The following is a 15590-nucleotide window of genomic DNA, read 5'->3' on the forward strand; positions in this document are numbered from 1 at the left end:
GGTGACAAAATGAATGAACAAAAATTATCGAAACGCTTGGAAAAAGTAGCGCATTTTATTAAACCGCAAAGTCGTATTGCGGATATCGGTAGCGATCATGCTTATTTGCCTTGTTATGCAGTTCTTCAAGGCTTTGCAAGTTTTGCCATTGCAGGGGAAATCGCTGATGGGCCCTTTCATTCGGCACAAGATCAAGTAGAAAAAACCGGACTTCTTGCCCAAATTTCTGTTCGAAAAGGGGACGGGCTGCAGGTGCTCGAGCGGTCAGATGAAATTGATACGGTGGTTATTGCCGGAATGGGTGGACCGCTTATTGCGAGTATTTTAGAAAACGATGAAGAGAAACTTGCGGGTGTTTCGCGCTTGATTTTGCAGCCGAACATTGCTGCGAACCGGATTCGTGAATGGGGTGTGCGTCACCAATTTAAAATTGTCGCAGAAGAAATCGTGGAAGAAGATCGTAAAATCTATGAAATTTTGGTGCTCGAGCGTTCACATGTGCCTGTTAATTATTCAGAAGATGAGCTTTTTTTTGGTCCTTTTTTATTGAAAGAGAAAAATGCGGCATTTCGTTCTAAATGGCAGCATGAGCAAGATACGTGGAAGAAAATTACGGAAAATATCGAAAAGCAGGGAAAAACATCGGAAAATGAATTGAAACTTACAGAACTTCGTGCTCAAATAAAACGAGTAGAGGATGTGTTGAAATGAAAACAGCAAATGGTCATGAATTTGTGGCGATGCTTGAAAAAATTGCTCCGCGGAAACTGGCAATGGAAGATGATCCGATCGGCTTACAGCTCGGGGATCTTTCAAAAAAAGTTCGCAAAATCATGTTTACGTTAGATGTGCTTGAAGAAGTAGTGGATGAAGCGATCGAACAAGGCGTGGATATGATCATTGCGCATCATCCGTTCTTATTCCGTCCCGTACATAAAATTGATATGGAAACTGCACAAGGGCGAATGATTCGCAAATTGATCAAACACGATATTATTGTTTTTGCAGCGCATACCAACTTGGATATCGCAAGAGGCGGTGTGAATGATATACTGGCGGACTTGCTTGAACTAAAAGATACTGAAGTGATTGTGCCTACACACGTTGAAAAATATTTGAAAATGGTTGTTTTTGTACCTGAGGAATCGAGCGAAACGGTCCGTCAAATTTTGATGAATAATGGCGCTGGTGAAATTGGAACTGAGTATGAATCATGTAGCTTTGAAGTGAGCGGAATCGGGAAATTTAAGCCAAGTGAAAACGCCAAGCCTGCAAAAGGGAAAAATGGTGAACTGGCGAGTGTTAAAGAAGTGCGGCTTGAAGCAATTATTCGCGAAGATTTGGCTGAGCAAGCTGTCAAAGCGGTGAAAGCCGGACATCCTTATGAAGAACCTGCTGTTGACTTATACCCACTTGAAGGGCTCAAACACGTAGAAGGACTCGGACGAGTTGGAAAACTAGCTAAAGAAATGCCACTTGAGGTTTTCATTGACATTGTGAAAGGTGTTTTATCGATTGAACATGTTCGGTTAATTGGAGATCCAAATGCAAAAGTGAAAAAGGTTGCCGTACTGGGTGGAGACGGGAATAAATTTATTCATGCTGCAAAAAGAAGTGGAGCCGACGTGCTGATTACAGGAGACATTTATTATCACACGGGGCACGACTTGCTCGCAATTGGGCTACCAACAATTGACGCAGGACATAACATTGAAAAAGTGATGAAGAGCTATTTGAAAACAGAGTTTGAAGAGCGTTCTAAGAATCTTGGTATTGAGGTTGAACTCATTGTTTCCGAAAAAAATACCGATCCATTTACTTTTTTATAAACACATCTAAAAAGCCACTTTCCTGACTAGGAAAGCGGCTTTACTTATATTATCGACCACCATTTTTTAAGTGTTCAAGGCGAGCTCGTCGTTTTTCTTCCATGTTTTTCTTTTTAGCTCGAGGTAAGATGGAATCTGCACTTAGCTCATGATGTTTTTCCCACGTTGTCTCGTCATTTGGATCAAATTGATCGAGGTAAACAAGGACTTCTCGAATCACTTGTGTAGGGGTGCTTGCACCAGCTGTAATTGCCACTTTTTGGACGTTTTTAAGCCAGTCCAACTCGATTTCTGTAACATCGGCGACTCGGTAAGCTTTAACACCAGCTTTTTCTTCTGAAACTTGTGCCAAACGATTGGTATTGTTGCTTCTCGGATCCCCCACTACGATCGTTAAATCGGCGCCTTTGGCTTGTTCTGCGACGGCTTCTTGACGGACTTGTGTGGCCATGCAAATTTCTTTGTGATTTTCAGCTTGTGGATAGCGCTCATGGATATAATCCATCAAATCAAGTACATCCCACTGGCTCATCGTGGTTTGATTGGTGACAAAAATTTTGTCATTGGCTGAAAAATGTAAGGCATCAATATCTGCTGTTGTTTCAACTAGATGGACAACATCAGGAGCTGTTCCATAAGCGCCTTCAGGTTCAGGATGCCCTTTTTTTCCGATATAAATAATTTGAAAGCCAGCTGCTTTTTTTTCTAAAATCAAATCGTAAGTCCGCATGACATCTGGGCAAGTCGCATCAATCGTTACAAGGCCTTTTGCCTTTGCAAGTTCTTTAACTCGCGGGGAAATGCCATGTGCTGTGAAGATGACTGTGCCAGAATCAATTTGTTCAAGGATTTCTTCGCGGTTTTCACCATCAACGGTATGAATCCCGATTTCTTCAAACGCATCGGTGACGTGTTTATTATGAACAATCATTCCCAAAATGTGAATGGGTCTTGGTAAGTTTGGATCAAGTGAAGCGTTTTTAGCGATGACCATTGCATCAACAACGCCGTAACAATAGCCACGCGGGCTGATTTTAATAATCTCCATCCGTGTTATTTTCCTCCTAAGTAGGCAGTTTACAGTTTTCATTATATAAGAGAAATGACTTTTTGGCTAGATTTTCTCGTTTTTTGTCGCGGGAAACGCTCTCGAGTGGTATAATGACACAAGAAACTGAAACGGAGTGAAGTGAATTTATGAAGAAAACAAGGTTCGACCAGTTTGGTTTTAAGCCTTTTATTAATACAGCGATTAACTCGCTTGGGTTTTATGAGCCAACCCCTGTGCAGCAAAAGTTAATTCCAGGAGTTTTGCGTGGAGAAAGCATTATCGGACAATCTAAAACTGGAACAGGGAAAACACATACTTTTCTATTACCAATTTTAGAAAAGCTAGATCCGAAAAGAGAAGGCGTGTTTGCAGTCATCACAGCACCTAGTCGTGAGCTTGCAACCCAGATTTATCATGAAATTAAAAAAATCACGAAACATAGCCCAGATGAGATCTCGACGCAACTTTTAATTGGTGGAACAGATAAACAGCGGACGATCGAAAAATTGAAGAATCAACCGCAAATTATTGTCGGAACACCCGGACGGATCAATGACATGATTCGCGAAAAAGCGCTTTTTGTTTACACGGCAGAAATTTTAGTGATCGATGAAGCAGATATGACGCTTGATATGGGCTTTTTAAACGATGTTGACCAAATTGCTGGGAAAATGCCACCTCATTTGCAAATGCTTGTTTTTTCAGCGACTATACCAGAGAAATTAAAACCGTTTTTGAAAAAATATATGGAAAACCCTCGCTTTGAACATATCGCACCTGAAGCTGTCTCTGCGCAAACGATTGAGCACTGGTTACTTCCGCTTAAAAGTCGGAACAAACTTGAGTTGCTAAAGGATTCGCTTTTAACGTTCCAGCCGTTCCTCGCCATTGTTTTTGCGAATACGAAGCAAACAGCGGATCAAGTGCATGATTATTTGGTGAGTGAAGGACTTAAAGTTGCTAAGGTACATGGTGATGTACCCCCACGTGAACGTAAACGGACAATGAAACAAATTGAAAATATGGATTTCGAGTACATCGTTGCAACTGATTTAGTGGCACGAGGAATTGATGTACAAGGTATCAGTCACGTCATTAACTTTGAGCTCCCTGAAGATAATGACTTTTATATCCACCGGACTGGACGGACGGGAAGAGCAGGTCATAGCGGAATCGCACTTACCATTTTTGAAGCTCGTGATGAAGATCAACTGAATCAACTTGAAAAACGGGGAATTACGTTTAAACACGTTGAACTAAAACAAGGGGAATTTGTTGAAACTTTTGACCGCAATAAACGCGCAAAACGCGAAGCAAAACGTGAATCAGCTGACCCACGTGAAATTGGAATGCGGAAAAAAGCGCAGAAAAAACGCAAACCAGGTTATAAAAAGAAAATTAATTACAAAATGGCAGAGATCAAACGCCGTGAAAATCGCAAAAAGAATCGGGGGAAAAAATAATTATGTTGAGAATTGGTTCACATGTATCAATGAGTGGCAAAAAAATGCTACTTGGAGCAAGTGAAGAAGCTCTTTCATATAACGCTAATACGTTCATGATATACACAGGAGCGCCACAAAATACTCGTCGTAAGCCCATTGATGAACTGAATATTGAGGCTGGGCTTACGCATATGAAAGAAAACGGAATGGACGACATTGTCGTTCATGCTCCTTATATTATCAACATCGGAAATACAGTTAAACCGGAAACTTACGAACTCGGTGTGAGCTTTTTACAGCAAGAAATTGAACGAACAGCTGCTCTTTCTGCTAAGCAAATTGTGCTTCATCCGGGAGCTCATGTCGGGGAAGGTGCTGAAGTCGGTATTAAGCAAATCATCAAAGGGCTAAATGAAGCGCTTGATCCAAAACATGATGTTCAAATTGCACTTGAAACGATGGCCGGCAAAGGAACGGAAATCGGTAGGACTTTTGAAGAACTGGCACAGATTATTGATGGCGTGACTCACAATGAACTTTTATCGGTTACATTCGATACTTGCCACGTCCATGATGCGGGTTACGATATTGTGAATGATTTTGATGGTGTGCTAAATGAATTTGATAAAATCATCGGTCTTGATCGGCTTAAAGTACTTCATATCAATGATAGTAAAAATGAACGTGCGGCACATAAAGACCGTCATGCTAACATCGGCTTTGGTCACATCGGTTTTGACGCTTTGCATTACGTGGTTCACCATCCGCAGTTAATGGATCGTCCTAAAATTCTAGAGACGCCTTATGTCGGAGAGGATAAGAAAAACAAGAAACCGCCGTATAAATTTGAAATTGCCATGTTGCGAGATGGAACTTTTGATCCAGAATTACTTTCGAAAATTCTTGCGCAATGATAAAATGATAGAGGTTAAAGGAGAGATGAAACTATGGAAAAAATGTTAGTCTTTGGGCATAAAAACCCGGATACTGATGCGATTTGTTCGGCAATTGCATTCAGTGAATTAAAAAAAGCAGAGGGCGCTCAAGTAGAGCCCGTTCGACTTGGTGAAGTGAACTCGGAAACGGCTTTTGTTTTAGCGGAAGCTGGTATCGAAGCACCTCGACTTGTCGAAACGGTTGCAAACGAAGTGAATACGGTTTGCCTTGTCGATCATAATGAAGCACAACAAAGTGCTGATGATATTGCAAAAGTAACGGTACATAGTGTTGTCGATCACCACCGAATCGCAAACTTTGAAACGGCTGATCCACTTTATTACAGAGCGGAACCAGTTGGTTGTACAGCGACGATTCTTGTAAAATTATTTCATGAAAAAGAAATTGCTATTCCAAAGGTGACGGCACAATTGATGGTTTCAGCGATTATTTCTGATACGCTATTGTTTAAATCGCCAACATGTACGGAAGAAGATAAAAAAGCAGCGGCTGAACTTGCTCGTATTGCGGATCTTGATCTTGAAGCGTATGGAATGAAAATGCTTCGTGCAGGAGCGGATGTAAGCACAAAAACTGTTGCTGAACTTTTACTAGATGCGAAAGAATTTGACATGGGTGGTGCAAAAGTAGAGATCGCGCAAATCAATGTGGTAGATGAAAATGATGTGCTTTCGAGAATGGAAGAAGTAGAGCCGGTGATTACGAAAACCGTTGCTGATAAAGGGCTTGATCTTTATCTATTTGTTGTTACAAACATCTTGACGAACGACTCTATTGGTATTGCTTATGGTGAAAAAACACAAGCTGTCGAACAGGCATATAACGTGACACTTACCGATCATAAAGCACCGCTTCTTGGCGTTGTTTCTCGGAAAAAACAAGTCGTTCCCGTTCTTACTGAAATCTTTACCAAATAAAAAGAAAGGGTCAGCAGGAAATTTCTGTTGGCCCTTTCTTTTTTAGTGCACTTTCGGTCGTCTGGAAAAATAAGTAAGAATTAATAAGAATGCGAAAAAAATAGCAGTATAAGCGGTGTTCGGATGGGGACTTAGCTGTCCGAAAAAGATACTTAAGTAAAGCCAGATGACGCTAAGTGGATAAGCGAAATTTTGCTCTCTGTAACGAATCGTGAAAGCTAGCAAAAAGCCGATGATTAAAAGCAAAATTGGGAGTACACTTCCCAGTTCTGCGTGAATTTTGGCAAGATAAATATCTAGGACAATGAAGAAAGAGACCGAAAGTCCACCAAAATAAAGCGACAGCGGGAAACGCGCGATTTTATTTCGCCGATCGATTTCTTGGTACAAACGCTGAACTGTAACCACCCAGATGAGTAAAAGAATAACTGAAAGAAAAATCCAATTATAATGCCAGCTAATCGTGAAGAAAATGCTTAAAAAGTTACTGACAATAAATCTGGGAATCCATTTAGAACTGACTAGGCTTTTTCTGCTTGCAACACTTACCATGCTAATGAATAAAGCAAGACAAATCACGCCCCAAATAATAAAGCCAAAATCAGCGGGTAAGAGTGAAGCTTGATACTCTTTGCTTATTTCATTTGCTGTCATTCCATTTAAGGGTAACCATTCTGCTACAACATGGAAGGCGAGCATGGCTAAATAAGTTAAAAACATCCAAATAATTTGCATATGTAATTGATTCCTCTCCTTCTTGTAAGGCTATTCCCCAAAATGAGGGAAAATAATCGTCTCCTTTCTTAATCGAAATCATTTCGATTTACATTCTATCAAAAGTCAGCTATAATGTAAAATGCGAACAAGGCATTAAAGGAGTGGAACAAATTGAAAGAAGCAGTGCTGCAGGTTTCAAACCTATCTTTTCATTACGACCGGGATGAGGTTTTAGAAGATATCTCGATGAATATTGAAAAGGGAAGTTTTACTGGACTGATTGGGCCGAATGGTTCGGGAAAGTCGACATTATTGAAATTAATTCTGGGTTTACTCAAAATTCAGAAGGGAACGATCACGCTTTTTGGGGAAGATAGTAGCGCGTTCAAAGAGCGGGAAAAGATCAGTTTTGTTTCACAAAAAGCCAATTCTTTTAACTCCGCATTTCCTGCAACTGTAAAAGAAGTGGTTGCAAGTGGTTTAACCAAGAAAAAGGGGTTATTTTCATTACTAAATAAGCAAGATCAACGCGAGATCGAGGAAGCTCTTGAACGGGTTTCAATGACGGCGTTTTTAAATCGTAATATCGGAGAGCTCTCAGGAGGACAACAGCAGCGCGTTTTTATCGCACGTTCGCTTGTGAGTAAACCCGATTTACTTATTTTAGATGAACCTACAGTGGGCGTTGATGCTCGTAACGTCCAGTCCTTTTATGAATTGCTTAGGAAGCTCAACCAAGAAGAAGGGATGACGCTTCTTTTAGTGACACATGATCTTCTAGCTGTCAGTCAATACGTCGATCATGTTGTGAGTTTAAATCAAAGAGTCCTGTTTGACGGGTCAGCACGTGACTACGGACTTTATCTTGAAGAGCGCGAAATAGAAGCAACTGGGAACCATTACATGGAACAGGAGGGGACGCACTGTGATTGCCACCCTGTTTCAGTTTGATTTTATTCGTAACACGTTTATTGTTGGGCTTGTGATCGGAATCGTTGCACCGTTACTTGGTAGTTTTATTGTCGTACGGAGACTATCGCTAATGGCGGATGCCTTGAGTCATGTTAGCCTTGCGGGGATTGCGGTTAGCTTGTTTTTAAGCAAAACTTACGGACCGCTTGCGGGGCTAAATCCGCTTTATCTCGGTTTCGGCTTTGCAACAGGTGGCTCTCTTTTAATGGAAAAACTCCGGTCTGTCTACCGTCACTTTGAAGAGCTTGCGATACCGATCATTATGTCGGCCGGAATGGGTTTTTCGGTGATTTTCATTTCCTTGGCGAATGGCTTTAATACAGATTTGTTTAGCTACTTGTTTGGAAGTGTTAGTGCAGTTAGTCGCTCGGATATGTGGACGATTACGGGTATTGCGATTTTTGTTTTCATCGTCATTTTACTTCTTTATAAAGAACTATTTTTATTATCTTTTGATGAAGAATATGCCAAAGTTTCAGGTATTCGTGCTAAAGTATTTGATATGATTTTTATGGTGTTAGTCGCACTCGTGATTGCAAGCTCGATGCGAATCGTTGGCATTTTACTGGTGTCTTCGTTAATGACTCTTCCTGTAGCAGCAGCCATTCGAATTGCACGTGGTTTTAAACAAACGATCATCATTGCTGTGATTTTTGGGGAGATTGCCGTTTTAGGCGGTTTAATCAGTGCTTATTATCTTGATTTGGCACCGGGTGGAACCATTGTGATTTTGTCTGTTTTGATTTTGATCTTGACGATGATTTATCAAAAAATACGAATCAAGTGGATACTTTCTAAACGAGGTGAGGAAAATGGCATTATCAGTGAATGAAGCTTTGGATAAAATGAAAACTTCGGGTTATAAACATACCGATAAACGTGAATTTTTGATTGAACTCTTTGTGCGGAAAAATCGGTATTTAACGGCAAAAGAAGTGCAAGAAAATATGAAGGATGATTTTCCGGGGATTAGCTTTGATACGATTTACCGGAACTTGGCGCTATTTGTCGAACTTGGAATCTTTGAAGAAACGGAGCTTTCCGGTGAGCGAAATTTTCGGTTAGCTTGTTCTCATGAACATCACCATCATCATTTTATTTGTTTGAGTTGCGGGAAAACGAGAGAAATTTTACTTTGCCCGATGGATTTTCTGACGGATGCTCTTCCTGGATACGAAATTGATGGACATAAATTTGAGATTTACGGGAAATGTCCGGAATGTTTGGCAAAAGAAAAAACAGCGTAAAGCGAGCTCGCTTTACGCTGTTTTTAAATGAAGAGCCGGAGTAGTGCCATAGAAAGTACGCCGATAATGACAATCGCGATCAAGCTTTTAGTGAGGATGGCGGTTAAAATAGTCGGCAAGGAAGCAAGAAATGGCAATAACTTGATGCTCGGAAACTGCCCAGCTTCTTTTTGCAATAAGCTCTGTACAAAGAGGGCGGTCAAAATGGCAAGCGGAACATAGGACAAGTATCGTAGCAAAAACTCTGGCAGCTTCATTTTCCTGACTAAAAGAAATGGCAGAATACGCGGAATGAGTGTGACAAGTGCACAGCCGAGAATTGTTAAAAGGGTATACGCATGAATTGTCATTTTTCAGTCACCACCCCTATCAAACACCCGATGAGGGTTGCGAGTAAAACAGCCAGTTCTGGACTCAAAAAGCGCATTAATAAGATCACGAGAACAGCAACACTTGCCATCACAAGAAGTGAGTGGAGTATTTTTTTCGATTTATCGCTGATCAGTTGGAGATAAAGTAAGCCGATAAACATGGCAGTTAAGGCAAAATCTAGGCCGAAGCTTTCTGGATTTGGTAAAAAGGTACCAAGCAGTGCTCCGGAAAAGCATGCTAAAATCCAAGCAAGGTAGGCAGTTAAATTTAAACCGTGCATCCACTGAACAGAAATTTGATCGCTTCGACTGATTTTATTCATCGCCACCGCGAAAGATTCATCGGTCAAAAGCGCCCCAATTCCAAGGTTATGTAACAAGGACTCTTTTTTAAAACTCGGGGCTGTCGCCATGCTCATCAAAAAGTGTCGCGAATTAATCAAAAAAGCCGTAAAAACGATGGCAGAAATCGGGGTGTGAAGAACGAGCATGCCACAAATTATGAATTGAGAAGCTCCCGCGTAAACAAGCGTTGCAAGAAGGGTGACTTCGAGAATAGAAAGTTGTGAGGCTTTTCCGACAACTCCAGCCGCAATTCCAATACCAGCGTACCCGAGAACAGTTGGCAAGCAGGCTTTTACTCCGGCGAGAAAGTTTTGCTGTTGATTCATTGTTTCATGCTCCTTTTTTATTTTTTTGCTAGTCGTAACATAAAAAGGCAAGAAAAAACAGACCACCGTGGTGGTCTGTTTCGTTTTCCTAGGATAAATTTAATTGGCTGCTTGTTCTTCAGCTGCCTTTTTAGCAAAATATTCTTCAGCTAAAATATCAATTTCCTTTTTCAATTCGTCTACCATAGTCTCTTCAGGAACTTTCCGAACAATTTTCCCGTGTCGGAAAAGAAGTCCCTCACCGCGAGCCCCCGCGATTCCGATATCCGCTTCCCGAGCTTCCCCAGGGCCATTCACTGCGCATCCAAGCACAGCCACTTTAATCGGCGCTTTAATGCTTGAAATGTATTCTTCTACTTCATTAGCAATGCTGATCAAATCAATTTCGATCCGACCACAAGTTGGGCAAGAGATAAGTGTTGCCGCGTTAGACGAAAGGCCAAATGATTTGAGCAATTCACGAGCCACTTTTACTTCTTCAACAGGATCGGCGCTAAGCGAAACGCGAAGCGTATTCCCGATGCCGCGACTTAAAATAGCACCCAGCCCGGCAGCGCTTTTGATTCCGCCAGCAAATTGAGTTCCAGATTCTGTAATCCCAAGGTGGAGGGGATAATCAAAAGCACGACTTGCTTTGTCGTAGGCTTCAATTGCTAAATTCACATCCGAAGCTTTAAGAGACACGATGATGTCATGGAAATCCAAGTCTTCCAAAATTTTGATGTGATGCAGCGCACTTTCCACCATGCCATCCGCCGTTGGATAGCCATATTTTTGGATAATTTTCTTTTCAAGGCTTCCAGCATTGACTCCAATACGAATTGGGATGCCTTTTGCTTTAGCTGCAGTTACCACTTTTTCGACGCGTTCCCGGCGACCAATATTTCCGGGATTGATTCGAATTTTGTCAACTCCTGCTTCGATAGCTTTTAAAGCAAGACGATAATCAAAATGAATATCTGCCACAAGCGGAATGTGGATGCGTTTCTTTATATCGCTTAAAGCATTCGCCGCACGTTCATCCGGACAAGCCACTCGAACAATTTGACATCCAGCTTCTTCAAGTCGCAAAATTTCAGCAACTGTAGCTTCAACGTCATGTGTTTTTGTTGTTGCCATACTTTGGATAAATAATTCATTGCTCCCGCCAATTGTTAAATTACCGACCTTAACCGGACGGGTTTCAGTTCGTAAAGTTCTCTCGTTCAAGGAAATTCTCTCCTTTTACATTCACTATTCAGAATTTATTTTTCTTTAGTATCATATCACTTTTTTTAGAGGAAAGCACTAACTCTTAGATTAAATTTTTCTAAGAAAAAAAGAAGAGGCCTCCAAATAATGGTGACCTCTTCAAATTTCTATTCAGGTTTGTTTTGCGGGATCGTCCGAATCGCAAGGAAAATAACGATCAAGCTAACCGCCATGTTGATTTCCATTCCAAAGGGAACTTGAATTTGGAGCCATTCCACCACCATGCTGAAGACCGTTGCAAGTGTGATTCCGTAGGTCGCAATCATCCAGTTTTCCCGGTAGCTCACGCCGCCCCGTCCGAATCCAGTCAAGATAAAGCCAAATAGACCGTAAATCGCAACGCGGAAAAACATCATGCCGAGCATAAATATGAATAGGAAAAGCAGAATCAAAGGAACCACATATTTAGTCACATCTGTCACCGATCCATACATTGTTAAAAGATCGTCTTTATCAGAAATCCCAAGCGTCTTATAGCTAAAGGATTGAGAGAAACCACCAGCCGTGATGTAAACGCCATCCGATAAGAAAGCAAAAGCACTTTCGTAGGAACCAATTTTGTTATCTACATCGTCTTTATCAAGAGTTCCGCTCGCGTCATAATAAATATGCAAGCTTCCTTCATCGATTGAAATGGGAAGATCGTCGGCAGATTGATCTTTCGTGACGAGTTTTCCGCTTTGAACATTAAAATCTGGGATTTGATTTTGTAAGGATTCTTTGCTCAATTTAAGTACATTTTGTGTTGTCGTCGTCGTATAGTAAGCGAGTGGTAAAAAGGCAAGAAATCCCAGTACGATAAGATAAGTGATACTTTTACTTGTTTTATCTTTTCGGAAGGTTGCAATATCTTTTGGAGAATAAATACTTCTCCAAAAACGCTTAAAGATATTCATTTTTGTAGTCAGCACCTCACAATATTTGTTTGAAAATTTTTGAAGAGGGAAGAGAAAGATCGTATAGCGATTCTCAAGGCCCTGTCTGTTTTTAATGATAGCTTGAATTTAGCTTAAAAGCAAAGAGAAATTGCTGGAAGCAGAAAAATTGCATCAGTAGGTTAATCATGTTAGGCTAAAAGATGTAAACGATAGGACTAGAAGAGGCTTTTTTACATCTTTGTTGTTAGTACTATGGATGTAGATACTAAGCCAATAGATACAGTCTTAGTTTCGCTTGCGACAATCAAAATTATTTTCGAGGAGGAATTGACAGTGGCATACGAATTACCAAAACTACCATATACGTATGATGCGCTTGAACCAAATTTTGACAAGGAAACAATGGAAATCCATTATACGAAACACCACAATACTTATGTAACAAAATTAAACGATGCGGTGAAAGATTATCCGGAACTTGCAAGTAAATCAGTAGAAGATCTTGTAGCTGATTTAAACAGCGTTCCTGAAAGCATCCGCACAGCGGTTCGTAATAATGGTGGCGGTCACGCTAACCACAGCTTATTCTGGACTATCTTGAGTCCAAATGGTGGCGGAGAACCTGCTGGCGCTTTGAAAGAAGCAATTGACAGTACTTTCGGAAGCTTTGATGCATTTAAAGAAAAATTTGCGGCTGCAGCAGCGGCTCGTTTCGGATCAGGTTGGGCTTGGCTTGTTTTGAAAGATGGCAAACTTGAAATCATCAGCTTGCCAAACCAAGACTCACCACTTACTGAAGGCTATACACCAGTTCTTGGTCTTGATGTTTGGGAACATGCTTACTATTTGAAATTCCAAAATCGTCGTCCAGAATACATCGATACATTCTGGAATGTTGTAAACTGGGATGAAGTAGCACGTCGTTTCGAAGCTGCTAAATAAAATAGATGTGAGTAGAAAACCGTAAGAGAGGGACTATCTCCTTTCTTACGGTTTTCTTTTACTTTTTTTAATGAAATTCTTATCTGGATAAAGTGGAAAAGTTGATGGTTTTCAGATACAATAGGAAGAGGCATTAAACAAAGAGAGGGTTTGTGATACGTGAAACTGAATTTTAGAAAAAAGAAAGATCCAATCAAAAAGAAAAAACGTGCCGTTATTCCACTCCGTCTCAACATTTTATTTTTTGTTATCTTCATTTTGTTTTCTGTTTTAATCTTACGGCTTGGAATTGTTCAAATTGTTCAAGGCGATACGTATAAACGTCAACTCGAGGAAACGGATAATGTAACGGTTTCAAAAAATGTACCTCGGGGTGTTATTTTTGACCGAAATTATAACCTCTTAGTTGGTAATACAGCTGTAAAAACGATTACGTATACACGCAGTGAGAAAACGAAAACATCTGAGATTTTACAGGTTGCTAAGAAACTCGATAAAATGATCAAAGTTGAACCTGAAAAATTAACGGAACGGGATTTACAAGATTACTGGATTTTAACGCATGAAAAAGAATCGCTTAAGCGTCTTTCTGCAAAAGAGAAAAACTTAGATTCTTCTGCGATGTACAAGAAACAAGTTAAAGATGTGACAAAAAAAGATTTGGATGATTTATCAACTGACGATAAACGAATCGCTACGATTTATAAAAAAATGACAAGTGGTTATGCGATGACAGAATCCATTGTTAAGGGAAAAGATGTAACGGATGAAGAAATCGCTCGTGTGAGTGAAAACTTGGAAAAATTACCGGGTGTTGATACGACAACTGACTGGAATCGCTTCTACACGTATGATGAAACCCTTCGCTCGATTCTTGGATCCGTTTCTTCTGCGAAAGAAGGGCTGCCGAAAGAAAAAGCAGAATACTATCTTTCACAAGGTTATAGTCGGAACGACCGTGTTGGGAAAAGCTACCTTGAATCTGAATACCAAAGTATTTTGGCTGGGCAAAAATCTCAGTCTGAAAGTGTAATGGATGCGCAAGGAAATATTATTGAAACTGTACAAAAAACAGAAGGCTCGAAAGGGAAAGATCTCGTTTTATCTGTTGATCTAGACTTTCAGCGTGCTGTAGAAGAAATCCTTCGTAATAACATTAAAAGAGGGAAAGCAGCAAGCGGATCTGACTTATTAGATCGTGCATTTGTTGTCGCGATGGATCCTTATAGTGGAGAAATTCTTTCACTGGCTGGTCAAAAACTAAACAGTGATGGATCGTTTGAAGATTATTCACTGGGAAGTTTTACAACGGCTTATAACATGGGTTCAGCCGTTAAAGGAGCAACTGTTCTTGGCGGGATCATGAGTGATTCGATTACAAGAAACACTTACTTTACAGATAAACCCATTAAATTTAAGGGAACAAAAGCCAAAAGTTCTTGGTTTAACCGGAACGGAGAAGGAACGCGTACACTTAGTCCAGTTGGAGCGCTTGAAATTTCATCAAACTCGTATATGTATCAAGTTTCAATGAAAATGGCTGGCGCGAAATACGTCTATGATGGACCGCTTCGTGCACCGCTTACAACTTTTGATAAGATGCGTTATTATTACAACCAATTTGGTCTTGGTGTTCAAACTGGGATTGACTTACCTGGAGAGCAAATCGGATATAAAGGGTCGGATGACACGGTTGGTAAGATTCTCGATTTTGCCATCGGACAATATGACTCCTATACACCGCTCCAACTTGCGCAATACTCCTCTGTTATCGCAAATGGCGGTTCACGGATTGCGCCAACGATGTTAAAAGAAATTCGTAACCCAAGTACGAGTGGAGACACAGTTGGATCGCTTGCAACAAGTACGCAACCGAAAGTAATGAACCGACTAGGCGTTTCTGAAGCTGATATTGAAACTATTCAAAAAGGCTTCTATGCGGTAACCCATGGTTCTAGCGGAACGGCGCGTTCGGTGTTTACGTCTTCTGACTATGATGTAGCTGGAAAAACAGGAACGGCTCAAGCTTTCTATGATGGACCAAAAGAAGGCAATAACATGGCAGATGTGTGGAATACTACTTTTGTTGGGTATGCACCGGTTAAAAAACCGGAAATTTCGATTGCAGTCGTTGTTCCTTGGGAATATCGTAACGGATATAGCGATTCGAAAATCAACATGAGTATCGCTAAAGAAGTATTTGATAAATACTTTGAGCTTAAAAAACAACGTGCTGAACAAAAGAAAGAAACCTCACACGTGAATCAACCTGTTAACAATGTTGCACAAGCGCGTGAAGCACAGTCGAAACAAACTGAGAAGTAAAAAGAATCCTGTCCGTT

General features: G+C 40.6%; 16 protein-coding genes. 10 read left to right on the forward strand and 6 right to left on the reverse strand.

Annotated elements, in window-relative coordinates; translation table 11 throughout:
- Positions 1 to 9 precede the first annotated feature (9 nt).
- Together UR08_RS03990 and UR08_RS03995 are read left to right on the forward strand one after the other, a co-directional pair.
- Entirely contained in the window at positions 10 to 711 is a 702-nt protein-coding gene (locus tag UR08_RS03990) for a tRNA (adenine(22)-N(1))-methyltransferase (protein WP_115752359.1), read from the forward strand.
- Entirely contained in the window at positions 708 to 1829 is a 1122-nt protein-coding gene (locus UR08_RS03995; protein ID WP_115752360.1) for a Nif3-like dinuclear metal center hexameric protein, read from the forward strand. The genes UR08_RS03990 and UR08_RS03995 overlap by 4 nt, the downstream gene beginning before the upstream one ends.
- Positions 1830 to 1878: 49 nt before the next feature.
- Here the strand turns inward: UR08_RS03995 and UR08_RS04000 are convergent, their stop codons facing one another.
- Positions 1879 to 2877: a 4-hydroxy-3-methylbut-2-enyl diphosphate reductase gene (locus UR08_RS04000; RefSeq protein WP_115752361.1), complete on the reverse strand. Its 999-nt coding sequence runs from the start codon at positions 2875 to 2877 to the stop codon at positions 1879 to 1881.
- 149 nt (positions 2878 to 3026) lie between these two features.
- Between UR08_RS04000 and UR08_RS04005 the strand changes: the two genes are divergently transcribed.
- Genes UR08_RS04005 through UR08_RS04015 form a run of 3 tightly spaced genes read left to right on the forward strand, consistent with a single transcriptional unit; the run spans position 3027 to position 6199 of the window.
- A complete protein-coding gene (locus tag UR08_RS04005) occupies positions 3027 to 4343 on the forward strand; it encodes a DEAD/DEAH box helicase (protein ID WP_115752362.1) in 1317 nt (438 codons plus the stop codon).
- Between the two features lie 2 nt (positions 4344 to 4345).
- Complete coding sequence (locus UR08_RS04010; protein WP_115752363.1) at positions 4346 to 5239, forward strand: deoxyribonuclease IV; 894 nt, start codon at positions 4346 to 4348, stop codon at positions 5237 to 5239.
- Positions 5240 to 5272: 33 nt separating this feature from the next.
- Positions 5273 to 6199: a manganese-dependent inorganic pyrophosphatase gene (locus tag UR08_RS04015; protein ID WP_115752364.1), complete on the forward strand. Its 927-nt coding sequence runs from the start codon at positions 5273 to 5275 to the stop codon at positions 6197 to 6199.
- Positions 6200 to 6241: 42 nt separating this feature from the next.
- Here UR08_RS04015 and UR08_RS04020 read toward each other — a convergent pair whose 3' ends face one another.
- Positions 6242 to 6934 carry a hypothetical protein gene (locus UR08_RS04020; protein WP_115752365.1) on the reverse strand — a complete coding sequence of 231 codons (693 nt, stop codon included), beginning with the start codon at positions 6932 to 6934 and terminating at the stop codon, positions 6242 to 6244.
- A 153-nt stretch (positions 6935 to 7087) separates the two neighbouring features.
- Here UR08_RS04020 and UR08_RS04025 point away from each other — a divergent pair, with 153 nt between their 5' ends.
- The 3 genes from UR08_RS04025 to UR08_RS04035 are packed head-to-tail and all read left to right on the forward strand — an operon-like array spanning position 7088 to position 9135.
- On the forward strand, positions 7088 to 7867 hold the full coding sequence (locus UR08_RS04025) for a metal ABC transporter ATP-binding protein (RefSeq protein ID WP_240616021.1): 780 nt from the start codon (positions 7088 to 7090) through the stop codon (positions 7865 to 7867).
- A complete protein-coding gene (locus tag UR08_RS04030; protein ID WP_115752366.1) occupies positions 7842 to 8720 on the forward strand; it encodes a metal ABC transporter permease in 879 nt (292 codons plus the stop codon). Before UR08_RS04025 ends, UR08_RS04030 begins: the two co-directional genes overlap by 26 nt.
- Positions 8701 to 9135: a Fur family transcriptional regulator gene (locus UR08_RS04035; protein WP_115752367.1), complete on the forward strand. Its 435-nt coding sequence runs from the start codon at positions 8701 to 8703 to the stop codon at positions 9133 to 9135. The genes UR08_RS04030 and UR08_RS04035 overlap by 20 nt, the downstream gene beginning before the upstream one ends.
- 23 nt (positions 9136 to 9158) lie before the next feature.
- Here the strand turns inward: UR08_RS04035 and UR08_RS04040 are convergent, their stop codons facing one another.
- The 4 genes from UR08_RS04040 to UR08_RS04055 form a co-directional block, all read right to left on the reverse strand.
- The gene (locus tag UR08_RS04040) at positions 9159 to 9485 is read right to left on the reverse strand and encodes an AzlD domain-containing protein (RefSeq protein WP_115752368.1); all 327 of its coding nucleotides are present in this window, start codon (positions 9483 to 9485) and stop codon (positions 9159 to 9161) included.
- The gene (locus tag UR08_RS04045) at positions 9482 to 10198 is read right to left on the reverse strand and encodes an AzlC family ABC transporter permease (RefSeq protein WP_240616039.1); all 717 of its coding nucleotides are present in this window, start codon (positions 10196 to 10198) and stop codon (positions 9482 to 9484) included. The genes UR08_RS04040 and UR08_RS04045 overlap by 4 nt, the downstream gene beginning before the upstream one ends.
- Before the next feature lie 78 nt (positions 10199 to 10276).
- Positions 10277 to 11386 carry a flavodoxin-dependent (E)-4-hydroxy-3-methylbut-2-enyl-diphosphate synthase gene (gene ispG, locus UR08_RS04050; RefSeq protein WP_115752370.1) on the reverse strand — a complete coding sequence of 370 codons (1110 nt, stop codon included), beginning with the start codon at positions 11384 to 11386 and terminating at the stop codon, positions 10277 to 10279.
- 149 nt (positions 11387 to 11535) lie between these two features.
- Positions 11536 to 12324 (reverse strand): DUF1189 domain-containing protein, encoded by a 789-nt coding sequence (locus tag UR08_RS04055; RefSeq protein ID WP_115752371.1) that lies wholly within the window; start codon positions 12322 to 12324, stop codon positions 11536 to 11538.
- Positions 12325 to 12639: 315 nt separating this feature from the next.
- On the opposite strand from UR08_RS04055, the gene UR08_RS04060 reads away from it, so the two are divergent.
- Positions 12640 to 13248, forward strand: coding sequence for a superoxide dismutase (locus tag UR08_RS04060; protein ID WP_036073760.1), 609 nt, complete (start codon positions 12640 to 12642; stop codon positions 13246 to 13248).
- 159 nt (positions 13249 to 13407) lie between these two features.
- Positions 13408 to 15573: a peptidoglycan D,D-transpeptidase FtsI family protein gene (locus UR08_RS04065; protein WP_115752372.1), complete on the forward strand. Its 2166-nt coding sequence runs from the start codon at positions 13408 to 13410 to the stop codon at positions 15571 to 15573.
- Positions 15574 to 15590 lie beyond the last annotated feature (17 nt).

This window comes from Listeria kieliensis (genome assembly GCF_003369925.1).
GTDB lineage: Bacteria > Bacillota > Bacilli > Lactobacillales > Listeriaceae > Listeria > Listeria kieliensis_A.